Below are 21,854 nucleotides of genomic sequence, written 5' to 3'. Positions count from 1 at the left end.
CCGGACGCCGTCGTTGGCGCCCGACAAAGTGATCATCAATCGCGCGGGCCACCTGGGGCAATCACTTCCCGCGAGCCGTTGCTGTTCATCGGAGTGACCACACCGGCCATCTCCATCGCCTCGATCATCCGCGCGGCACGGTTGTAGCCGATCTTGAGCTTGCGCTGTACCGCTGAAATCGATGCACGACGGCTTTCAAGCACGAACTGCACCGCTTCGTCGTACAGGGCGTCGGTTTCCGCATCGTCGCCATCGCCACCGCCGCCACCACCTTCGAAGCCGCTGCCAGCCTCTTCGACGCCGTTGAGGATGTCGTCGTTGTAGTCCGGCGCCCCCCGCAGCTTCCAGGCTTCGACCACACGGTGCACTTCATCGTCGGATACGAACGCACCATGGACCCGGATCGGCAGGCTGGTACCCGGTGGCATGTAGAGCATGTCACCGTGGCCGAGCAACTGTTCGGCACCGCCCTGGTCGATGATGGTCCGCGAGTCGATCTTGCTCGACACCTGGAACGCCATGCGGGTAGGAATGTTGGCCTTGATCAGACCGGTGATCACATCGACCGATGGACGCTGGGTAGCGAGAATCAGGTGAATACCCGCCGCCCGCGCCTTTTGGGCGATTCGGGCGATCAGCTCTTCGACCTTCTTGCCGACGATCATCATCATGTCGGCGAACTCGTCGACGATGACCACGATGGTCGGCAGGGTTTTCAGCGTCGGCGGCTCGTCTTCCATGCTCTCGCGGCGGTACAGCGGATCGTGGATAACCTCGCCCGCTTCCTGGGCATCCTTGATCTTGCGGTTGAAGCCCGCCAGGTTACGCACGCCCATGGCGGCCATCAGCTTGTAGCGGCGCTCCATCTCGGCGACGCTCCAGCGCAGGGCGTTGGCGGCGTCCTTCATGTCGGTGACCACCGGGCACAGCAGGTGCGGAATGCCTTCGTAGATCGACAGTTCGAGCATCTTCGGGTCGATCATGATCAGCCGCGCATCTTCAGGGCCGGACTTGAACAGGATCGACAGGATCATCGCGTTCACACCCACCGACTTACCGGAACCGGTAGTACCGGCCACCAGCAAGTGCGGCATCTTGGCCAGATCGGTGATCACGGGCTTGCCGCCGATGTCATGCCCCAGCGCCAGGGCTACCGGCGACTTGGCTTCGTCGTATTGAGACGAGGACAGGACCTCGGAGAACCTCACCATCTGACGGTTCTCGTTGGGAATCTCGATGCCCACGGTGGTCTTGCCGGGAATCACCTCGACCACCCGCACGCTGGTCACTGCCAGCGAACGCGCCAGGTCCTTCGCCAGGTTGGCGATGCGGCTGACCTTGACACCTGCAGCCGGCTGGATTTCATAACGAGTAATCACCGGGCCCGGATGGATGGAGTCCACCGACACCTCGACACCGAACTCCTTCAGCTTGATTTCCAGCAGATGACCGACGCCGGCCAGCGACTCTGGCGAATACTCGATTTTCTTCTGCTCGGCCGGGTCGAGGATGGAGATCGACGGCAGCGTGCCTTCCACGGCGCTGTCGACGAACAACGGTGCCTGCTTCTCCTTCATCACCCGCTTGCTCGGTTCGGGCGCCTTGACCGGGGCCGGGATATTGATCACTGGCGCCGGCTGTTGCTCGCGCTGGGCCACATGCTTGGTCAGGGCCTCGTCGCGCTCGATGATGCGCTCGCGGGCCTTTACCTGCTCGCGCTTGTCCGTAACCACAGGGGCGACCACTTCATCGACCTGGTCGTCCACCTCGCGCAGTTGCGCCACCAGGCGTTTGCGCTCGTTGCGCGCCTCCCACCAGCGGTTGGCCGCACCTTGCACCAGTTCGAACAGGTCGAGGGTGATCTTGCCGGTGAGGTCCATGACCTTGAACCACGAAAGGTCGGTGAACACGGTCAGGCCGAACAGGAACAGGGCGATGAACATCAGCGTGCTGCCCTGCACGTTCAGCAGGTTGCGCGCCAGGTCGCCCAGGCTTTCACCCAGGGCGCCGCCAGCGGAGAACGGCATGCTCGCGGGAGGGTGGAAATGGATATGCGCCAGCGCCGCGCCCGACAACACCAGGAATACCAGGCCGATCAGGCGCCAGGAGAACAACCAGCCGCTCCACTGCCAGGGCTGGTGGCGCTCGCGAAAGATCTGCCAGGTCTTGATTGCCAGCAGCAACGGGAAAATGTAGGCGAAGTAGCCGAGCACCATGAACAGGATGTCGGCGAAGAAGGCACCGGCGCGACCGGCAGCATTCTGCACCTGGTCGACGTTGCTGGTGTGGCTGAAGCTCGGATCGGAGGTGTCGTAGGTCAGCAGCGCCATCCACAGATACAGGCACAGGGCACCGACGGCGATCAGCGCGCCCTCCTTGAGGCGGTAATGCAACTGCTGGCGCCACAACGGCACGGGCAAAGGGGTCGGGGTTGCGGTGGATTTCTTCAAAACGCGTCTATTCCTGCGCTCGCTGCGCGTTAAATAGTGATCGAGCCGATGACTGGCCGACGAACCACTACTTTTATCATTACTGCCCGCCCGCCGCCATGGCGGCACGCCGCATGGCACATGAACAGAGGGCCGATTTCCATGGGTGCAATTTGAGCATGCATTTTGTTCTGTGACAAAGGCTTATGCTGTATTTTTGCACAGGTATGACAGCAAATGTCCGGGTTGGTGCCGGATGGCTCACTAATGCGTAGGAAACCGCCTCAAACGCTGCGCCAAAACCACGCATGACGGGCAGGGACCAACCCTGGCCGCCGGCAACCTCCCCCAGGCAGCACAAGACCAGACGTTGACCACACTTCTTGCAGCCGCCATGCTGCCCGCTCCCCTCCCCCACTGCCGAAAGACCATGCTCACCTGGCTGACCCGCGACTCGCTGACCTTCCCGCCCCTGGAAAAAGCCCTGCACGAGCCCAACGGCCTGCTCGCCGCCGGTGGCGACCTGACGCCCGAGCGCCTGGTCCAGGCCTATCGCCATGGCTGCTTCCCCTGGTATCAGGACGGCCAGCCCATCCTCTGGTGGTCACCGGATCCGCGCACCGTGCTGTTCCCGGACGAGCTGCACGTTTCGCGCTCACTGGCCAAGCTCATACGCCAGGGCCGCTACCAGGTCACTTTCGACAGCGACTTCGAACGGGTCATCGCCGCTTGCGCCGCACCCCGCGACTATGCTGACGGCACCTGGATTACCGACAGCATGCGGGCCGCCTACTGTGAATTGCATCGACGCGGCATCGCCCATTCGGTGGAGGTGCGCCAGGATGGCGAGCTGGTCGGCGGCCTGTATGGCCTGGCCATGGGCCAGCTGTTCTTCGGAGAGTCCATGTTCAGTCGCGCCGACAACGCTTCGAAGGTCGGCTTCGCCACCCTGGTCGAGCACCTGCGCCAGGCTGGCTTTGCCCTGATCGACTGCCAGATGCCGACCAACCATCTGCACAGCCTCGGCGCCCGTGCCATCAGCCGCGCCGAGTTCGCCCGCTACCTCGCGCGCCACCTCGACCAGCCCTGCAAGGCAACCTGGGTTCGCTAGGCGAGTTCCCATTGCTGGCATACACTTAAGACAACGTCTTGCCGAGGGGTCAATCATGACAGAGTTGGCGCGGTTGAAGTTCTATGCCACTCAACCTCACTCCTGCAGCTATCTGCCGGAGGAGCAGGCGACCACGCTGTTCCTGGACCCTAGCCAGCCGATGGACGTACATGTGTACGCCGACCTTTCGGAAATGGGTTTTCGTCGCAGCGGCGATCATCTCTACCGCCCGCACTGCCAGAATTGCAATGCCTGCGTACCGGCTCGCATCCCTGCAGCACGCTTCATCCCCAACCGCCAGCAGCGGCGCATCCTCAAGCGCAACGCCGACCTCACCGTCACTGCTGCGCGCCCGGCGTTCAAGGAAGAGTACTTCGACCTGTATCGACGCTACATCGAACAGCGCCACTCGGATGGCGACATGTACCCGCCCAGCCGCGACCAGTTCTCCACCTTTCTGGTGCGCGACCTGCCATTCTGCTGGTTCTACGAGTTCCGCCTCGAAGGCCGCCTGCTGGCGATCGCCGTGTGCGACCTGCTGCCTAACGGCCTTTCGGCGGTCTACACCTTCTACGAGCCCGATGAAGAACGTCGCAGCCTGGGGCGCTTTGCCATTCTCTGGCAAATCACCGAGGCACTGCGGCAGAATCTCGAGGCGGTCTACCTGGGCTACTGGATCAAGAACTGCAAGAAGATGAACTACAAGACCCAGTATCGCCCCATCGAATTGCTGATCAACCAGCGTTGGGTCAGCCTCAACTGAAAGCATTGGCTTGAAACACAGTTTTCGGGCATAATCCACGCCACTTTTTTGCCCGGTGCAGTCGTGCGTCGGGCCATCTCTGGATACCGAGGGCTTTACTGCATGTCGAAAGAAGACAGCTTCGAAATGGAAGGCACTGTCGTCGACACCCTGCCCAACACCATGTTCCGCGTGGAGTTGGAAAACGGGCACGTCGTTACCGCGCACATCTCCGGCAAGATGCGCAAGAACTACATCCGCATTCTCACTGGCGACAAGGTCCGCGTCGAACTGACGCCGTACGACCTGAGCAAGGGCCGCATCACTTACCGTGCGCGCTAAGCTCCAGCCATGAAAAAGCCCGGCCAATGTGCCGGGCTTTTTTGTATCTGCGCAATCGCAAGGAGCGGCTTCACAGGGCTGCAGGAGCGTGCCCGCCTGCGAAAAAGACACCGAGCTGCCTGGCACGGGCTACGCCCGTGTTCGCGGGACAAGCCCGCTCCCACAGGGATTGGGCCAGCCTTTGAATTTTGAACAAGGCAGCTGCCTGCGCAGGCACAGCTGTCACGCAACCTCGGCCGTGGTCTCGAAGTCGAAGACCAGTTCACCGTCACGCAACTCGACATGCACCACGCCACCGTGCTCGGACAACTCGCCGAACAGGATTTCTTCGGCCAGAGGCCGCTTGATCTTGTCCTGGATGAGTCGCGCCATCGGTCGCGCCCCCATCTGCACGTCGTAGCCCTTGACGGCCAGCCAGCCGCGCGCCTCGTCACTGACCTCCAGCAACACGCGCTTGTCTTCCAGCTGAGCCTGCAGTTCGATGAGGAACTTGTCGACGATACTCTTGATCGTCTCGTGGCTCAGGCGGCCGAACTGGATGATAGTGTCCAGGCGGTTGCGGAACTCCGGCGTGAAGCTCTTGCGGATGACTTCCATGGCATCGGACGTGTGGTCCTGCTGGGTGAAGCCGATCGAGGCTCGCGCCGCGGTTTCAGCACCCGCGTTGGTGGTCATGATCAGGATCACATTGCGGAAGTCTGCCTTGCGCCCGTTGTTGTCGGTCAGCGTACCGTGGTCCATCACCTGCAGCAGCAGGTTGAAGACTTCAGGGTGGGCCTTCTCGATTTCATCGAGCAGCAGCACGCAGTGTGGTTGCTTGGTAATCGCCTCGGTCAGCAGACCGCCCTGGTCGAAACCGACATAGCCGGGCGGCGCGCCGATCAGTCGCGACACGGTGTGGCGCTCCATATACTCGGACATGTCGAAGCGCACAAGCTCCACCCCAAGCGCCTTGGCCAACTGACGCGCAGCCTCGGTCTTGCCGACACCGGTAGGCCCTGCGAACAGGAACGAACCAACTGGCTTGTCCGGTGCCTTCAGGCCTGCACGCGACAGTTTGATGGCGGTGGACAGCGAGTCGATCGCCGCATCCTGGCCGAACACGGTCAGCTTGAGGTCACGCTCCAGGTTGCGCAGCAGCTCCTTGTCGGAACTGGTGACGTGCTTCGGCGGAATCCGCGCGATCTTGGCGACGATGTCCTCGACCTGCGGCACCTCGATGCGCTTGACCCGGCTGGCTTCCGGCTGCAGGCGCTGATAGGCACCCGCCTCGTCGATCACGTCGATGGCTTTGTCCGGCATGTGCCGATCGTTGATGTAGCGGGCAGCCAACTCCGCAGCTGCACGCAGGGCCTCATCGCTGTACTCGATGTTGTGGTGGCTTTCGAAACGCCCCTTCAGGCCGCGCAGGATACCCACGGTATCTTCCACCGACGGCTCGCTGACATCGACCTTCTGGAAACGCCGCGCCAGCGCACGGTCCTTCTCGAAGATGCCACGGAACTCCTGGAAGGTGGTCGAACCGATGCAGCGGATATCTCCGGAGGACAGCAACGGCTTGAGCAGGTTGGACGCATCCATCACCCCACCGGATGCCGCGCCGGCACCAATGATGGTGTGAATCTCGTCGATGAACAGGATCGCCTGCGGCCGCTTGCGCAGCTCACCCAGCAGCGCCTTGAAGCGCTTCTCGAAATCGCCGCGGTACTTGGTGCCGGCCAGCAGGGCACCCAGGTCGAGCGAGTAGACAACGCTCTGTGCCAACAGGTCGGGCACCTGGCCATCGACGATGCGCTTGGCCAGGCCTTCGGCGATGGCAGTCTTGCCGACACCCGCCTCACCGACCAGCAGCGGGTTGTTCTTGCGACGGCGGGCCAGGATCTGCGCGACGCGCTCGACCTCCTGCTCACGCCCCACCAACGGATCGATACGACCGGCACGGGCCAGTTCATTGAGGTTGCTGGCATAGGCGTCCAGCGGGTTGCTGGACGAGGACGCCTCGCCCCCTTCCTCATCCTGCATTTCCTGGTCGCTGTCGGTATGCGGACCGTGCCCCGGCACCTTGGAGATGCCATGGGCGATGTAGTTGACCACATCGATGCGCGCCACGCTCTGCTGCTTGAGCAGGAACACGGCCTGGCTTTCCTGTTCGCTGAAGATCGCCACCAGCACATTGGCGCCGGTCACTTCACGCTTGCCGGAGCTTTGCACGTGGAAAACAGCGCGCTGCAGCACACGCTGGAAACCGAGCGTAGGCTGGGTTTCGCGGTCCTCGTCGTGGACGGGAATCAGTGGCGTGGTCGAATCGATGAACTCCTGCAGGTCATGCTTGAGCTTGTCGAGATTGGCGCCACAGGCGCGCAGAACGGTCGCGGCGGCCTCATTGTCAAGGAGTGCCAGCAACAGGTGTTCGACGGTCATGAATTCATGACGCTTCGAACGGGCCTCCTTGAAGGCCAGATTGAGGGTGACTTCGAGCTCGCGGTTTAACATAGCTTCACCTCATACCCAAGTGGTCGGCGATTAACCGTCCTTCTCGATTTCACAGAGTAGCGGATGCTGGCTTTCTCTTGCGTATTGATTGACCTGCATGGCCTTGGTCTCGGCGATGTCCCGGGTAAACAATCCGCACACTGCCCGCCCTTCGGTATGGACGGTCAGCATGATCTTGGTCGCCAGCTCGCGGTTCAGACTGAAGAACGTCTCGAGCACTTCGACGACGAAATCCATCGGTGTGTAGTCATCGTTGAACAAAACCACCTTGTACATCGGTGGCGCCTGCAGGATCGGCTTGGCTTCCTGCACTGCCAGACCCGCACCGTCGTCCTCATCGGACTTCGGATGATCCTGATTGAATGTTAGTCGAATCTGCCTGAGTGCATGCATGGAAAGAATTTCATCATATCGACAGGTTAGGGTAATGGATTGACCGCGCAGTCACCGCAGGAGCGGCCGCCGCATGACCTTGACTATCGGCAAAACGGTGTTACAACCAATAAGAACCCACCGTGGTCTATAAAGATCCGCGCAGTCAACCAGATTTTTCGCACGGTTCGTATGCGGATGAAGTGGATGATACTCCAGTGATGGAGTCCTTTGCAGAGGGACGTAGGGATGGCAAGCGGTAAAGTCAAGTGGTTCAACAATGCCAAGGGCTATGGGTTCATCAACGAAGAGGGCAAGACAGACGATCTGTTCGCCCACTACTCGGCGATCCAGATGGACGGCTACAAGACATTGAAGGCCGGCCAGAGCGTATCCTTCGACATCGTCCAAGGCCCCAAGGGACTGCACGCGGTCAATATCAAAAACGCCGGCGCCACAGCTGACAGCCCTCAAGCGAGCCGGACAGCCGAGGCCTGACCCCTTACCTTCTGCCGTATACGAAAAAACCGGCCGCTTCTTTATACAAGGAGCGGCCGGTTTTTTTGTTACCTCACATGTGCTTGATCATCTCATCACCGAAACCCGAGCTGCTCACCAGCCTGGCGCCGTCCATCAGGCGCTCGAAGTCGTAGGTCACGGTCTTGGCGGCGATTGCGCCGTTGGTGCCCTTGATGATCAGGTCGGCCGCTTCGGTCCAGCCCATGTGCCGCAGCATCATTTCGGCAGACAGGATCACCGACCCCGGATTGACCTTGTCCTGCCCGGCATACTTGGGCGCCGTCCCGTGGGTCGCCTCGAACATCGCCACGGTATCGGAAAGGTTCGCACCCGGCGCAATGCCGATGCCGCCCACCTCCGCCGCCAGCGCGTCGGACAGGTAGTCGCCATTGAGGTTGAGCGTGGCGATCACGTCATACTCGGCCGGGCGCAGCAGGATCTGCTGGAGCATGGCATCGGCAATGGCGTCCTTGACGATGACCTCGCGCCCCGTCTTCGGATTGCGGAACTTCATCCACGGGCCGCCATCGAGCAGCTCGGCGCCGAACTCGTCTTTCGCCACTTCGTAGCCCCAGTCCTTGAACGCACCCTCGGTGAATTTCATGATGTTGCCCTTGTGCACCAGGGTCAGCGACTCGCGATCGTTGTCCACCACGTACTGCAGGGCCTTGCGCACCAGGCGCTTGGTGCCTTCGCGAGAGACCGGCTTGACCCCGATGCCGCAGTCCTGGTCGAAACGGATCTTGGTGACGCCCATTTCCTCCTTCAGGAACTTGATCACCTTGTTCGCCTCCGGCGAGCCGGCCTTCCACTCGATACCGGCGTAGATATCCTCGGAGTTCTCGCGAAAGATCACCATGTCGACATCGCCAGGCTTCTTCACCGGACTGGGCACGCCCTGGAACCACAGCACCGGGCGCAGGCAGACGTACAGGTCGAGCTGCTGGCGCAGGGCGACGTTCAGCGAGCGGATACCGCCGCCAACCGGCGTGGTCAGTGGCCCCTTGATCGACACCACGTAGTCGCGCACCGCATCGAGGGTTTCCTGGGGCAGCCAGGTATCCTGGTCATAGACCTGGGTGGCCTTCTCGCCGGCGTACACCTCCATCCAGGCGATCTTGCGCTTGCCGCCATAGGCCTTCTGCACGGCGGCATCCACCACCTTGATCATGACCGGAGAGACATCGACACCGATGCCGTCGCCCTCGATGTAGGGGATGATCGGGTTATCGGGAACGTTGAGCGAATGGTCTGCATTGACGGTGATCTTGGCGCCATCCGTCGGAACCTTGATTTTCTGGTATCCCATGCTTGCACTACTCCGCTGTCGGGTGTGGTTGGACATCATGCGATCCAATCAGCCTAAACCACATCCGCCGACCTGCAAGCCGGACAGCCCCGGCACCTGCGGCATCACGCCACATTGCCCGTACATCTTTGGTCTTATAAAGGCGTCGATATCACTTCGCCTTGCTGATTAGCCCAAAGGGTTTGATATACTCCGGCCCTGACCGCAGGGTCATCGGGGCGAACCCTTGGAAAATGCGGCTCGCCCTCGGCCAGGAAAGGCCAGAAAGCCTGGGCTGTTACCGCATCCCAGCATTTGACGCTCGACTGATGCATCCACCATCACCGCTCGCAGCCTCTCGACCATCCGCTCATGGCGTCGCCAGGGCGAAGCGCCTACCCTGCGCACCTCGAGACTCGAGTACGCTCAGCACATAGAGAGTTAACCCGCATGCCCACCCGTTCCAAGATCATCTACACCTTCACCGACGAAGCCCCCGCCCTCGCCACCTACTCGCTGCTGCCGATCATCGAAGCCTTCACCGCTTCGGCTGACATCGCTGTCGAAACCCGCGACATTTCCCTGGCTGGCCGTATCCTCGCGGCGTTCCCGGAGCAACTGGGCGCAGAGAAGCAGGTAGGCGATCACCTGGCGGAACTGGGTCAGCTGGCCACCACCCCTGAAGCCAACATCATCAAGCTGCCGAACATCTCCGCTTCGGTTCCACAGCTGAAGGCGGCGATCAAGGAACTGCAGGCCAAGGGCTTCAACATCCCCGACTACGCCGACGAGCCGGCCACCGCAGAAGAGAAAGAGTCCCGCGCGCGCTACGACCGCATCAAGGGCAGCGCCGTGAACCCGGTACTGCGCGAAGGCAACTCCGACCGTCGTGCACCGCTGTCGGTCAAGAACTACGCACGCAAGCACCCGCACAAGATGGGTGCCTGGGCCGCCGACTCCAAGTCGCACGTTGCCCACATGACCCAGGGCGACTTCTACGGCAGCGAGAAAGCCGCACTGATCGAGGCTGACGACAGCCTGCGCATCGAACTGGTCGCCAAGGACGGTTCCACCACCGTCTTGAAAGAGAAAACCGCCGTCAAGGCCGCCGAAGTCATCGACTGCGCCACCCTGAGCCGCAAGGCCCTGAAAGCCTTCATCGCCGAGCAGATCGCCGATGCCAAGGCTTCTGGCGTACTGCTGTCGGTGCACCTGAAAGCCACCATGATGAAGGTTTCCGACCCGATCATGTTCGGCGTCATCGTCGAAGAGTTCTACAACGACGTGCTGACCAAGCACGCGGCTGCGCTGGCTGAAGTGGGCTTCAACGCCAACAACGGCATCGGCGACCTGTATGCCCGCATCAAGGACCTGCCAGCCGACAAGCAGGCCGAGATCGAAGCCGACATCCAGGCCCTGTACGCCGAGCGTCCAGCCCTGGCCATGGTCAACTCCGACAAGGGCATCACCAACCTGCACGTACCGAGCGACGTCATCGTCGACGCCTCGATGCCAGCGATGATCCGCGACTCGGGCAAGATGTGGAACACCGCAGGCGAGCTGCAAGATGCCAAGGCGATCATCCCGGACCGCTGCTACGCCGGCATCTACCAGGCCACCATCGAAGACTGCAAGAAAAACGGCGCCTTCGATCCGACCACCATGGGCAGCGTGCCGAACGTTGGCCTGATGGCGCAGAAAGCCGAAGAGTACGGCTCCCACGACAAGACCTTCCAGATCAAGGCCGACGGCGTCGTGCGCGTGGTCGATGGCAAGGGCAACGTCGTTCTGGAACAGAGCGTCGAAGCCGGTGATATCTTCCGCATGTGCCAGACCAAGGATGCACCGATCCAGGATTGGGTGAAACTGGCTGTCAACCGCGCCCGCCTGAGCAACACCCCGGCGGTGTTCTGGCTGGACCCGGCTCGTGCCCACGACGGTGTGATGATCGAGAAGGTCCAGAAGTACCTGAAGGACCACGACACCACTGGCCTGGACATCCGCGTCCTGGCCCCGGTCGACGCCATCAAGTTCTCCCTGGCTCGCATCCGCGAAGGCAAGGACACCATCTCGGTGACCGGCAACGTGCTGCGCGACTACCTCACCGACCTGTTCCCGATCATGGAACTGGGCACCAGCGCCAAGATGCTGTCGATCGTGCCGCTGATGAACGGCGGTGGCCTGTTCGAGACCGGCGCCGGCGGTTCGGCACCCAAGCACGTGCAACAGTTGGTCGAAGAGAACTTCCTGCGTTGGGACTCGCTGGGTGAGTTCCTGGCCCTGGCCGCCTCGCTCGAGCACTTGGGCAACACCTACGACAACCCACGCGCCAAGGTCCTGGCCAACACCCTGGACCAGGCCACCGGCAAGTTCCTCGACACCAACAAGTCGCCTTCGCGCAAGGTCGGCGGTATCGACAACCGCGGCAGCCACTTCTACCTGACCCTTTACTGGGCCCAGGCCCTGGCTGCCCAGAGCGACGACGCTGCCCTGCAGGCACGCTTCGCCCCACTGGCCAAGACCCTGACCGAGAACGAAGCGACCATCGTCGCCGAGCTCAACGCCGTCCAGGGCAAGCCGGCCGACATCGGTGGCTACTACGCCCCCGATGCCGAGCTGACCGCCAAGGTGATGCGCCCAAGCCAGACCCTGAACAGCGCCATCGCCGCCCTGTAAGGTTCGCTTGAAGTAACAGCACAAACCCCGGCCACGCACCGGGGTTTGTGCTTTCTGGATAAACGATATCTGGCGGCCTACGCGCCCCCTGTGGGAGCGGGTTTACCCGCTCCTACAGGGTCCGTACCAGCCTTATGGAGCTGTTCATGACCTGGCAACCTCACATCACTGTCGCCACCATCGTCGAACAGGACGGCAAGTTCCTCTTCGTCGAAGAGTTCAAGGCCGGCCAGCACGTGTTCAACCAGCCCGCCGGCCATCTCGAGGCCAACGAGACGCTGCCCCAGGCTGCCCTGCGCGAAACCCTCGAGGAAACCGCCTGGGAGGTCGAATTGACCGGCGTGGTCGGCATCTACCTCTACACTGCGCCGAGCAACGGCGTGACCTATCAGCGTATCTGCTTCGCCGCCCGCCCCCTGCGCCACCACCCCAAGCGTGCCCTGGACAGCGACATCACCCGCGCCCTGTGGCTGACCCGCGACGAGCTGCTGGCCGATCCCGCGCGCTGGCGCAGCGAGCTGGTGCCACGCTGCCTTGACGACTATCTGGCAGGCCCGCTGCACAGCCTCTCGCTGCTGCGCGACTGACGCGGATGCGCCGTCCTGATAGAATCGGAATTTTTCCCCCAGATACACATCGGTAGCCATGACCAGCCCAGCACCCAAAGACCCCTCCAGGACCCGCGTCATCGTCGGCATGTCCGGCGGCGTGGACTCTTCCGTCTCCGCCCTTCTGCTCATGGAGCAGGGCTACCAGGTGGAAGGTCTGTTCATGAAGAACTGGGAGGAGGACGACGGCACCGAGTACTGCACCGCCCGCGAAGACCTGGCCGATGCCCAGGCCGTGTGCGATCGCATCGGCATCAAGCTGCACACCGCCAACTTCGCTGCCGAGTACTGGGACAACGTGTTCGAGCACTTCCTCGAAGAGTACAAAGCCGGCCGTACCCCCAACCCGGACATCCTCTGCAACCGCGAAATCAAGTTCAAGGCCTTCCTGGACTACGCCCTGTCGTTGGGTGCCGACCTGATTGCCACCGGCCACTACGTACGCCGCCGTGATACCGGCGAGCTGACCGAACTGCTCAAAGGCCTGGACCCGAACAAGGACCAGAGCTACTTCCTGCATGCCGTGGGCGGCGCGGAAATCGCCCGCACCCTGTTCCCCGTTGGCGAGCTGGAAAAGCCCGAGGTACGCGCCATCGCCGAGAAACACGGCCTGGCCACGGCGAAGAAGAAAGACTCCACCGGCATCTGCTTCATCGGCGAGCGCCGCTTCAGCGACTTCCTCAAGCAGTACCTGCCCGCCCAACCCGGCGAGATCCAGACCACCGACGGCGAAGTGATCGGCCAGCACCACGGCCTGATGTACCACACCATCGGCCAGCGCCAGGGCCTGGGCATTGGCGGCCTGAAAGACGCCGGCGACGAACCCTGGTACGTGCTGGAAAAAGACCTGGCGCGCAATGTGCTGGTGGTGGGCCAGGGCAACGAACATCCTTGGCTGTTCTCCCGCGCCCTGCTCGCCTCGGACATCTTCTGGGTCAACCCAGTCGACCTGAGCAGCCCACGCCGACTCAGCGCCAAGGTGCGCTACCGCCAGAGCGACCAGCACTGCACCCTGGAACGCACCGCGAACGGCTACCGCGCAGTGTTCGACGAGCCACAACGCGCTGTGACGCCGGGTCAATCCGTAGTGTTCTATGACGGCGAAGTGTGCCTGGGCGGCGGCGTGATCGAGAGCGCCGAGCCGTGGAGCCCACGCGCATGAGCAATCTGCAGGAGCAACTGATCGCCCTTGGTGGCGTGTTCCAGGCCGCGGTGCTGGTCGATCGTATCGCCCGCACCGGGCAGGCCAGCGAAGCCAATATCGGCTGCATGCTCGGCAGCCTGCTGGTACGCGACCCGAACAACACCCTGGAAGTGTTCGGCGGCGACGACCTGAACCTGCGCGACGGCTACCGTGCACTGGTCGGCGCCCTGGAGCGCGACCCCAGCAGCCTGCAACGCGAGCCGCTGCGCTACGCACTGTCCATGCTGGGTCTGGAGCGCCAGCTGGCCAAGCGTGGCGACCTGCTCGACACCATCGGCAATCGCCTGCCGCAGATCCAGTCGCAAGCCGATCATTTCGGCCTGGTTCACGAAAATGTCATCGCTTCCAGCGGAGCCTTGTACCAGGACACCCTGAGCACCCTGCGTCAGCGCATCCAGGTACACGGCGACATGCGCTTCCTGCAGCAGGCCAGCAACGCCTCGAAGATCCGTGCCCTGCTGCTGGCAGGCATCCGCGCCGCCCGCCTGTGGCGCCAGTTGGGCGGGCATCGCTGGCAGTTGGTGTTCAGCCGCCGCAAGTTGCTCAATGAACTGTACGACATGATGCGCGCGCCTTCCTGACCTGTAGGAGCGGGCTTGCCCGCGAATGCGATGCCGGATTCACCGCCGCATTCGCGGGCAAGCCCGCTCCCACAGGAACCGCGACACGCGTTTCGACGGCCGACCTTTGGTCAGCCACCCGACCCAGGCGCAATTTTCATGTATGATATGCGCCCTTCCAAAAGCCTGACTGTCCGAGAACACCCCATGCAGCTCTCTTCGCTCACTGCGGTTTCCCCTGTAGACGGCCGTTACGCCGGCAAAACCCAGGCCTTGCGCCCCATCTTCAGCGAATTCGGCCTGATCCGTTTCCGCGCCCTGGTCGAAGTGCGCTGGTTGCAGCGTCTGGCCGCCCACCCGCAGATCGGCGAAGTGCCGGCGTTCTCCGCCGAAGCCAACGCCCTGCTGGACAGCCTGGCTACCGACTTCAAGCTCGAGCACGCCGAGCGCGTGAAAGAAATCGAGCGCACCACCAACCACGACGTCAAGGCGATCGAATACCTCCTCAAGGAGCAGGCCGCCAAGCTGCCCGAGCTGGCCAAGGTCAGCGAGTTCATCCACTTCGCCTGCACCAGCGAGGACATCAACAACCTGTCCCACGCCCTGATGCTGCGCGCCGGCCGTGACGAGGTGCTGCTGCCGCTGATGCGCCAGATCGCCGACGCCATCCGCGCCCTGGCCCACGCTCACGCCGACGTGCCGATGCTGTCGCGCACCCACGGCCAGCCGGCCTCGCCGACCACCCTGGGCAAAGAGCTGGCCAACGTCGTCTACCGCCTGGAGCGTCAGATCGCTCAGGTCGCCGCCGTGCCGCTGCTGGGCAAGATCAACGGCGCCGTGGGCAACTACAACGCCCACCTGTCGGCCTACTCGCAGATCGACTGGGAGCAGAACGCCCGCGCCTTCATCGAAGACGAACTGGGCCTGCAGTTCAACCCGTACACCACCCAGATCGAACCGCACGACTACATCGCCGAGCTGTTCGATGCGATCGCGCGCTTCAACACCATCCTCATCGACTTCGACCGCGACGTCTGGGGCTACATCTCGCTGGGCTACTTCAAGCAGAAGACAGTCGCTGGCGAAATCGGCTCCTCGACCATGCCGCACAAGGTCAACCCGATCGACTTCGAGAACTCCGAAGGCAACCTCGGTATCGCCAACGCGCTGTTCCAGCACCTGGCCAGCAAGCTGCCGATCTCGCGCTGGCAGCGCGACCTGACCGATTCCACCGTGCTGCGCAACCTGGGCGTGGGCTTCGCCCATAGCGTCATCGCCTATGAAGCCAGCCTGAAGGGCATCGGCAAGCTGGAAGTCAACGAAGCGCGCATCGCCGCCGACCTCGACGCTTGCTGGGAAGTACTGGCCGAGCCAATCCAGACCGTCATGCGCCGCTTCAACATCGAGAACCCCTACGAGAAGCTCAAGGAGCTGACCCGTGGCAAGGGCATCACCCCAGAAGCGCTGCTGACCTTCATCGACGGCCTGGACATGCCGGCCGACGCCAAGGCCGAGCTCAAGCTGCTCACCCCCGCCACCTACATCGGCAACGCAGTCGCCCAGGCCAAACGCATCTAATCTGCGCCCTGCGTACAACGCCCGGCTCAGCCGGGCGTTTTTATTCCCGGACGAAAATTACGTTTTTTCAATAGGTTGAACATGAATCCTGATACTCCACTGCAGCTGCTTGGCGGCCTCACCGCTCGTGAATTCCTGCGCGACTACTGGCAGAAGAAGCCCCTGCTGGTGCGCCAGGCCTTCACCGACTTCGAAAGCCCGATCGATCCGGACGAACTGGCCGGCCTGGCCCTGGAAGAAGAGGTCGAATCGCGCCTGGTGCTCGAGCACGGCGAGCGCCCCTGGGAGCTGCGTCGCGGCCCGTTCGAGGAAGACACCTTCGCCACCCTGCCCGAGCGTGACTGGACCCTGCTGGTACAAGCCGTGGACCAGTTCGTCCCGGAAGTAGCCGAGCTGCTGGAAAATTTCCGCTTCCTGCCCAGCTGGCGTATCGACGATGTGATGATCAGCTTCGCCGCCCCTGGTGGCAGCGTCGGCCCGCACTTCGACAACTACGACGTATTCCTGCTGCAAGGCCACGGCAAGCGCAACTGGAAAGTTGGCCAGATGTGCAACAGCGACAGCCCGCTGATCGAGCACGCCGACCTGCGCATCCTCGCCGACTTCGAGCAGAGCGACGAGTGGACCCTTGAGCCGGGCGACATGCTCTACCTGCCGCCGCGCCTGGCCCACTACGGCGTGGCCGTGGATGACTGCCTGACCTACTCGGTCGGCTTCCGCGCGCCAAGCGCTGCCGAAGTGCTGACCCACTTCACCGACTTCCTCAGCCAGTTCCTGCCTGACGAGGAGCGCTACAGCGACGCCGACGCCCAGCCTGTCAGCGATCCGCACCAGATTCAGCACGATGCCCTCGACCGCCTCAAGGCCCTGCTGGCCGAGCACATGGGTGACGAGCGCTTGCTGCTGACCTGGTTCGGCCAGTTCATGACCGAGCCGCGCTACCCCGAGCAGGTTGCAGGCGAAGCGCTGAGCGAGGAAGAGCTGATCAATTATCTCGAACAGGGCGCGATCCTGGTGCGCAACCCGAGCGCGCGCCTGGCCTGGTCGGAAGTCGATGACAACCTGCTGCTGTTCGCCAGCGGCCAGAGCCGCCTGCTGTCCGGTCACCTGCGCGCTCTTTTGCAACTGATTTGTTCAGCCGACGCCCTGCACAGCGAAAACCTTGTAGAGTGGCTCGCAGATGAAGAGGGCCTGACGCTGGTCTGCCAGCTGGTCCAACAAGGAAGCCTGGGATTTGCCAATGAATAAGATCCGCGTTCGCCTCGCCGACTGGCATAAAGACAACGCCGATATCCACCGTATCCGCAGCGCGGTGTTCGTCGCCGAGCAGCACGTGCCGCCGGAGCTGGAGTTCGATGCCGAAGACCCCACCGCCGTGCATTTCCTGGCCATGGAAGGTGACTATCCGATCGGCACCGCGCGCCTGTTGCCAGACGGCACCATCGGTCGAGTGTCGGTGCTCAAGGACTGGCGCGGCTTGAAAGTCGGTGACGCGTTGATGAACGCGGTCATCATCGAAGCGCAGAACCGGGACCTCAAGCAGCAGATGCTCAGCGCCCAGGTACACGCTACGCCCTTCTACGAGCGCCTGGGCTTCAAGGTGGTCAGCGAAGAGTTCCTAGAGGCCGGCATTCCGCACGTGGACATGGTTCGCGATTCGCGCGAGATCGCCTGATCGGAAGGGGCCGGCGCTGCCGGCCCAATCGCGGGCAAGCCCGCTCCCACAGCTTCACCGCTGCTCTGAACGGCGCGGAGGGCCTGTGGGACCGGGCTTGCCCGCGATTGGGCCGCAGCGCAGCCCCACCCTTGCTCAGCCAATCACGATCTGCCCATCCCCCACCCCCTGCCCCGCGATCCCCACCAACGTCACGCTATCGCGCCCGAACGTCAGCACCAGATCATCCCCCACCCGACTCAGGTGGTCACGCCAATCCGGCACTGCCGTCCCGCCTTCCACGCCCATGAACACCAACCGGTCCTGGCCGGTGAAATCCAGCACCCGGTCCTGCCCGAAGTGCCCGCTGAACAGAAAGGTGTCCCGCCCACCGCCGCCACTCAACACATCATTCCCCGCACCGCCCACCAGCACATCGTTGCCTGCCCCACCCACCAGACGATCATCGCCGCCCAGGCCGAACAGCCACTGGCCCTGGTTGCCGGCCACCAACTGATCATTGCCTTGTCCGCCGCTGACCGACAGGGCGTAGGGATCCAGCTTGCCGCTGCTGAGCAGCCCATTGGCCGTCACGGCGTGACTGACGTCCTTGCTGAAGAACACCAGGCTGCTTTCCTTGCTCACCAGCGACTCGACATTGCGCACCTGGCTGATCCCACCCTCGGCATCACGCACATACAGCGTGTCCTCGCCATCCCGGGCTATCGAGAAGCGCGCCAGTGCATCTCCCAGGTGCAGGGTGTCATGCCCGGCGCCACCGTCTATCAGGTTGAACCCGCCGTCGTCGCGAAAAGTGTCATTGCCAGCACCGCCATACAGGTAGTCGTTGCCGCGCCCACCGCGGATCAGGTCGTCCTGGGCCGAACCGACAATGAAGGTACTGCCGGAGTGCGGCTCGGCGTTGCGATTGAGGTCCTGTACCCAGGTCGGGCCGCGGGTGGCGTCGGACAGGTTGCTGACCACGACGGTGGAGTCGCGGCTGGTCCAGGGGTAGAACGGCGAATCCACTACCCGACCCAGGCCATCGGCGTAGGCTGCCGGCAGGTGCGAGAGCCAGGTGGCGATATTGCCGATGGAAAACGGCAGCAGGTTCCACGCGTCGGAAGCGTAGTGGTCATTGAAATTGACGATGTTGTCAGTGGTCGAAGGCTTGGCGGCATCGTGCACGCCCAGGGTCGCCCAGGTCAGCGCCGTGCCGTCGAGCACGCGAAATACAGGATCGTTCTCGTAACCGATATTGAGCACCTTGTCGGGATCGGCAGCCTGCGTGGGCGAGGCGAAGGCAACATAGCGGGCATCCTGGTAGAAGCCGCCCCAGCGCGAAACACTGAGGTCGGCCAGGCTGTTGACCGCCAGCCCGCCAAGGCTGTGACCGCTGACGGTGATATCGGCACCTGACAAGCCGTGGGTCCTGGCGAACGTCGCGACATCGCCCAGCAGGCGGTCGAAAGCATTGCCGGCGTAGTTGCGTGAGTAGTCGGCTGGCCCCAGCGCTGCCAGCAGGTCGTTGATGACATCGCCGAGGGTGTCGCCAATCAGATTCTCCCGCGGGCCGCTGGTGCCACGAAAGGCGATGCCGAGGCCAATGAGCTGGCCATCGCCTGCATAGCGGCCGAGCACCTCGACCTGCGCCGAGGTGTAGCCCGGCGCCTCGCCATGGAAGGTGCCACGCGCATCGGTCTTGCCCTGGTAACCCAACTGTGCGGCGCTGATCGGCGTCCAGCCAGCCGCCTTGACCTGCGCCAGGGCCTTGGCCTCGGAGTCGGGATTCCAGGGGATGCCAGGAATCACGCCCTGGCTGTCGGTGCCGCCGATCAGGGCCTTGACCAAAGTTGCCGGCAACCCGAGGCCGAAGCCGTGCTTCTGGTAGCCAGCAGAGAAACCGTCGTCGATACCATGATAGGCATAGACCGCCAGGGCCATGGCATCCTTGTAGAGCGCGTAGGAGGCAGCACCGTCGAGCTGACGGTAATCGAACAGAGGCATGATCTGACTTCCTTGTTGTGGTTGGAGTGAAGGCCCCCAAGCGACATCGTCCATTGACACATCTGGCAGGCGAACGACAAAGCTGGCACGGTACCGGCCGGTCATCCAAGCCCGATGCCGAGGCATTCGTGCCAAACCTGCGGACATATTTCCTGGCACAAAGCTGTACATGCATACAGATAAATCTTGCCTGCACGCCCTGTCTTGCGCATCCTAGTCGCCATCAACCTCGATGAAGCGTTCACGGCCATGCGCCTGTTTCTGTGTGAAAAGCCCTCCCAGGCAAAAGACATCGCCAAGGTACTGGGTGCCAACCGCAAGGCCGACGGCTGCTGGCAAGGCACCGATGTCTGCGTCACCTGGTGCATCGGCCACCTGCTCGAAACCGCACCGCCCGACAGCTACGACGCGCGCTACAAGCGTTGGTCGCTCGATGACCTGCCGATCATTCCGGAAAAATGGAAGATGCTGGTCAAGCCCAAGACCGCCAGCCAGTTCAAGGCGGTCAAGCGTCTGCTCGGCGAGGCCCGGGAGCTGGTGATCGCCACCGACGCCGATCGCGAAGGCGAGATGATCGCCCGCGAACTGGTCGAGCATTGCCGCTACCGCGGGCCGATCCAGCGCCTGTGGCTCTGCGCACTCGATGACGCCTCGATCCGCAAGGCGCTGGCGCGCCTGCGCCCCGGCAGCGAAACCTTCAGTCTCTATCATTCCGCCCTTGGTCGCTCGCGGGCCGACTGGTTGATCGGCATGAACATGAGCCGCCTGTTCACCCTGCTTGGCCGCCAATCCGGCTACCAGGGCGTGCTGCCGGTTGGGCGGGTACAGACTCCGACACTGCGCCTGGTGGTGGACCGCGACCGCAGCATCGCCGATTTCGTGCCCGTACCGTTCTGGGCCATCGAAGTGCAACTGGCACACACAGGTAACCTGTTCACCGCCCAATGGCGTGCACCGCAAGACGCCTGCGACGACCAGGGCCGCTGCCTCAACCAGGCACTCGCCCAGCAGGCCGCCACCCAGATGCAGGCCGCAGGTAGCGCACAGGTGCTCCAGGTACAGACCGAGCGTGTGCGCGAGGCCGCACCACTGCCCTTCGACCTCGGCACCCTGCAGGAGCTGTGCTCGAAGAAATTCGGCCTTGGCGCCCAGGAAACCCTCGACATCGCCCAGGCACTCTACGAAACCCACAAGCTGATCACCTATCCGCGCAGCGACTGCGGCTACCTGCCGCTTAGCCAGCACGCTGAAGCGCCCGCCATTCTCGCCGCCCTGCAACGCGCCGACACAAGCCTTGCGCCATTGCAGGCGCACCTGGAGCCGCACCGCCGCTCCCGCGCCTGGAACGACGCCAAGGTCAGCGCCCACCACGGCATCATCCCCACCGCCGCCGCCAGCGATCCTGCGCGCCTGCCACCCAAGTACAAAGCGGTCTATACCCTGATCCGGGCACGCTACCTGGCGCAGTTCCTGCCCAATCACGAGTACGACCGCACCCAGGCCGACCTGGACTGTGCCGGCCACGCCCTGCGTGCAGTGGGCAAGCAGATCGTCGAGCCCGGCTGGCGCCGCGCCCTGCCCGAGGCACTGACCCCAACCAAGGGCCGCGAAGCACCACCCGCGCAAATCCTGCCGCAACTGCGCGAGGGCGACGACTGCAGGGTGCAGGAACTGCAACTGAAAGACCTGTGGACCCAGCCACCGAAGCCGTTCACCGAGGGCGACCTGATCAAGGCAATGAAGAACGTCGCCAAGCTGGTGGATGACCCGCAGCTCAAGCAGAAACTCAAGGAAACCACCGGCATCGGTACCGAAGCGACCCGGGCCAGCATCATCCAGGGCCTGCTCGACCGCGGCTACCTGGTCAAGAACGGCAAGGCGCTGTCCGCCACGCCCGCAGCCTTCAGCCTGATCGACGTCGTACCCCGGGCCATCGCCGACCCCGGCACCACCGCGATCTGGGAACAGGCGCTGGACATGGTGCAGAGCGGCGAAATGAGCCTGGAAGAGTTCGTCACCCGGCAATCGGCCTGGATGGGCAAGCTGGTGCAACGCTGCGCGGGAATGCGCCTGACCATCAGCGGCCCGCCCCTGCCTGCCGGTGGCAAGGGTGCACCCTGGAAGAAAAAACGCCGCAGCAGCGGTAAAGGCAAAACCGCCGGCAGCAAAGCAGCGCCCCGTGCAAGCAAATCCACAAGGCGCCCTTCGGGCAAATCCAGCTGACGATCACCTCACGGGGTGTGTCGCCGCCTCGCCAACGCTCGTCTTGTA

17 protein-coding genes are annotated in these 21,854 nt (G+C 63.0%); 12 read left to right on the top strand and 5 right to left on the bottom strand.

The window, feature by feature from the left end:
* Positions 1 to 35: 35 nt before the first annotated feature.
* On the bottom strand, positions 36 to 2,450 hold the full coding sequence (gene ftsK / locus AC2CGW_RS16145; protein WP_186669830.1) for a DNA translocase FtsK: 2,415 nt from the start codon (positions 2,448 to 2,450) through the stop codon (positions 36 to 38).
* Positions 2,451 to 2,859: 409 nt separating this feature from the next.
* Here ftsK and aat point away from each other — a divergent pair, with 409 nt between their 5' ends.
* The 3 genes from aat (at position 2,860) to infA (ending at position 4,624) form a co-directional block, all read left to right on the top strand.
* The gene (gene aat / locus AC2CGW_RS16140; protein WP_186669832.1) at positions 2,860 to 3,540 is read left to right on the top strand and encodes a leucyl/phenylalanyl-tRNA--protein transferase; all 681 of its coding nucleotides are present in this window, start codon (positions 2,860 to 2,862) and stop codon (positions 3,538 to 3,540) included.
* 55 nt (positions 3,541 to 3,595) lie between these two features.
* Entirely contained in the window at positions 3,596 to 4,303 is a 708-nt protein-coding gene (locus tag AC2CGW_RS16135; RefSeq protein WP_186669834.1) for an arginyltransferase, read from the top strand.
* Positions 4,304 to 4,405: 102 nt separating this feature from the next.
* Entirely contained in the window at positions 4,406 to 4,624 is a 219-nt protein-coding gene (infA, locus tag AC2CGW_RS16130; protein WP_002553999.1) for a translation initiation factor IF-1, read from the top strand.
* 222 nt (positions 4,625 to 4,846) lie between these two features.
* Here the strand turns inward: infA and clpA are convergent, their stop codons facing one another.
* Positions 4,847 to 7,117: an ATP-dependent Clp protease ATP-binding subunit ClpA gene (gene clpA, locus AC2CGW_RS16125; protein WP_186669836.1), complete on the bottom strand. Its 2,271-nt coding sequence runs from the start codon at positions 7,115 to 7,117 to the stop codon at positions 4,847 to 4,849.
* Positions 7,118 to 7,147: 30 nt separating this feature from the next.
* Entirely contained in the window at positions 7,148 to 7,510 is a 363-nt protein-coding gene (clpS, locus tag AC2CGW_RS16120; RefSeq protein WP_054892333.1) for an ATP-dependent Clp protease adapter ClpS, read from the bottom strand.
* 228 nt (positions 7,511 to 7,738) lie between these two features.
* Between clpS and cspD the strand changes: the two genes are divergently transcribed.
* On the top strand, positions 7,739 to 7,987 hold the full coding sequence (gene cspD / locus AC2CGW_RS16115; RefSeq protein WP_186669837.1) for a cold shock domain-containing protein CspD: 249 nt from the start codon (positions 7,739 to 7,741) through the stop codon (positions 7,985 to 7,987).
* A 73-nt stretch (positions 7,988 to 8,060) separates the two neighbouring features.
* On the opposite strand, the gene icd is transcribed toward cspD, so the two are convergent.
* Positions 8,061 to 9,317 (bottom strand): NADP-dependent isocitrate dehydrogenase, encoded by a 1,257-nt coding sequence (icd, locus tag AC2CGW_RS16110; RefSeq protein ID WP_186669838.1) that lies wholly within the window; start codon positions 9,315 to 9,317, stop codon positions 8,061 to 8,063.
* A gap of 429 nt (positions 9,318 to 9,746) precedes the next feature.
* Between icd and AC2CGW_RS16105 the strand changes: the two genes are divergently transcribed.
* From AC2CGW_RS16105 to AC2CGW_RS16075, 7 genes are all read left to right on the top strand, one after another.
* The gene (locus tag AC2CGW_RS16105) at positions 9,747 to 11,972 is read left to right on the top strand and encodes an NADP-dependent isocitrate dehydrogenase (RefSeq protein WP_186669839.1); all 2,226 of its coding nucleotides are present in this window, start codon (positions 9,747 to 9,749) and stop codon (positions 11,970 to 11,972) included.
* Positions 11,973 to 12,118: 146 nt separating this feature from the next.
* Positions 12,119 to 12,559, top strand: a complete 441-nt coding sequence (locus AC2CGW_RS16100) for an NUDIX hydrolase (RefSeq protein WP_186708647.1) — start codon at positions 12,119 to 12,121, stop codon at positions 12,557 to 12,559.
* A 58-nt stretch (positions 12,560 to 12,617) separates the two neighbouring features.
* A complete protein-coding gene (mnmA, locus tag AC2CGW_RS16095; RefSeq protein WP_484574291.1) occupies positions 12,618 to 13,742 on the top strand; it encodes a tRNA 2-thiouridine(34) synthase MnmA in 1,125 nt (374 codons plus the stop codon).
* Complete coding sequence (hflD, locus tag AC2CGW_RS16090) at positions 13,739 to 14,365, top strand: high frequency lysogenization protein HflD (RefSeq protein WP_186669842.1); 627 nt, start codon at positions 13,739 to 13,741, stop codon at positions 14,363 to 14,365. Before mnmA ends, hflD begins: the two co-directional genes overlap by 4 nt.
* A gap of 186 nt (positions 14,366 to 14,551) precedes the next feature.
* The gene (gene purB, locus AC2CGW_RS16085; protein WP_484574290.1) at positions 14,552 to 15,922 is read left to right on the top strand and encodes an adenylosuccinate lyase; all 1,371 of its coding nucleotides are present in this window, start codon (positions 14,552 to 14,554) and stop codon (positions 15,920 to 15,922) included.
* 81 nt (positions 15,923 to 16,003) lie between these two features.
* On the top strand, positions 16,004 to 17,170 hold the full coding sequence (locus AC2CGW_RS16080; RefSeq protein WP_186708643.1) for a ribosomal protein uL16 3-hydroxylase: 1,167 nt from the start codon (positions 16,004 to 16,006) through the stop codon (positions 17,168 to 17,170).
* Positions 17,163 to 17,597 (top strand): GNAT family N-acetyltransferase, encoded by a 435-nt coding sequence (locus AC2CGW_RS16075; RefSeq protein ID WP_054892342.1) that lies wholly within the window; start codon positions 17,163 to 17,165, stop codon positions 17,595 to 17,597. Before AC2CGW_RS16080 ends, AC2CGW_RS16075 begins: the two co-directional genes overlap by 8 nt.
* A gap of 135 nt (positions 17,598 to 17,732) precedes the next feature.
* Here AC2CGW_RS16075 and AC2CGW_RS16070 read toward each other — a convergent pair whose 3' ends face one another.
* On the bottom strand, positions 17,733 to 19,583 hold the full coding sequence (locus AC2CGW_RS16070; protein ID WP_484574289.1) for a polyurethane esterase: 1,851 nt from the start codon (positions 19,581 to 19,583) through the stop codon (positions 17,733 to 17,735).
* A 249-nt stretch (positions 19,584 to 19,832) separates the two neighbouring features.
* Between AC2CGW_RS16070 and AC2CGW_RS16065 the strand changes: the two genes are divergently transcribed.
* Entirely contained in the window at positions 19,833 to 21,806 is a 1,974-nt protein-coding gene (locus AC2CGW_RS16065) for a DNA topoisomerase III (RefSeq protein WP_484574310.1), read from the top strand.
* Positions 21,807 to 21,854 lie beyond the last annotated feature (48 nt).

The sequence above is a fragment of the Pseudomonas sp. SYWMCR5 genome (genome assembly GCF_057197165.1).
This window is presented reverse-complemented; position numbering and strand designations above follow the sequence as displayed.

Coding starts and splice junctions, on each gene's coding strand:
- aat (WP_186669832.1), top strand. CDS start 2,860: ATGCTCACCTGGCTGACCCGCGACTCGCTGACCTTCCCGCCCCTGGAA.
- AC2CGW_RS16135 (WP_186669834.1), top strand. CDS start 3,596: ATGACAGAGTTGGCGCGGTTGAAGTTCTATGCCACTCAACCTCACTCC.
- infA (WP_002553999.1), top strand. CDS start 4,406: ATGTCGAAAGAAGACAGCTTCGAAATGGAAGGCACTGTCGTCGACACC.
- clpA (WP_186669836.1), bottom strand. CDS start 7,117: ATGTTAAACCGCGAGCTCGAAGTCACCCTCAATCTGGCCTTCAAGGAG.
- clpS (WP_054892333.1), bottom strand. CDS start 7,510: ATGCATGCACTCAGGCAGATTCGACTAACATTCAATCAGGATCATCCG.
- cspD (WP_186669837.1), top strand. CDS start 7,739: ATGGCAAGCGGTAAAGTCAAGTGGTTCAACAATGCCAAGGGCTATGGG.
- icd (WP_186669838.1), bottom strand. CDS start 9,317: ATGGGATACCAGAAAATCAAGGTTCCGACGGATGGCGCCAAGATCACC.
- AC2CGW_RS16105 (WP_186669839.1), top strand. CDS start 9,747: ATGCCCACCCGTTCCAAGATCATCTACACCTTCACCGACGAAGCCCCC.
- AC2CGW_RS16100 (WP_186708647.1), top strand. CDS start 12,119: ATGACCTGGCAACCTCACATCACTGTCGCCACCATCGTCGAACAGGAC.
- mnmA (WP_484574291.1), top strand. CDS start 12,618: ATGACCAGCCCAGCACCCAAAGACCCCTCCAGGACCCGCGTCATCGTC.
- hflD (WP_186669842.1), top strand. CDS start 13,739: ATGAGCAATCTGCAGGAGCAACTGATCGCCCTTGGTGGCGTGTTCCAG.
- purB (WP_484574290.1), top strand. CDS start 14,552: ATGCAGCTCTCTTCGCTCACTGCGGTTTCCCCTGTAGACGGCCGTTAC.
- AC2CGW_RS16080 (WP_186708643.1), top strand. CDS start 16,004: ATGAATCCTGATACTCCACTGCAGCTGCTTGGCGGCCTCACCGCTCGT.
- AC2CGW_RS16075 (WP_054892342.1), top strand. CDS start 17,163: ATGAATAAGATCCGCGTTCGCCTCGCCGACTGGCATAAAGACAACGCC.
- AC2CGW_RS16070 (WP_484574289.1), bottom strand. CDS start 19,583: ATGCCTCTGTTCGATTACCGTCAGCTCGACGGTGCTGCCTCCTACGCG.
- AC2CGW_RS16065 (WP_484574310.1), top strand. CDS start 19,833: ATGCGCCTGTTTCTGTGTGAAAAGCCCTCCCAGGCAAAAGACATCGCC.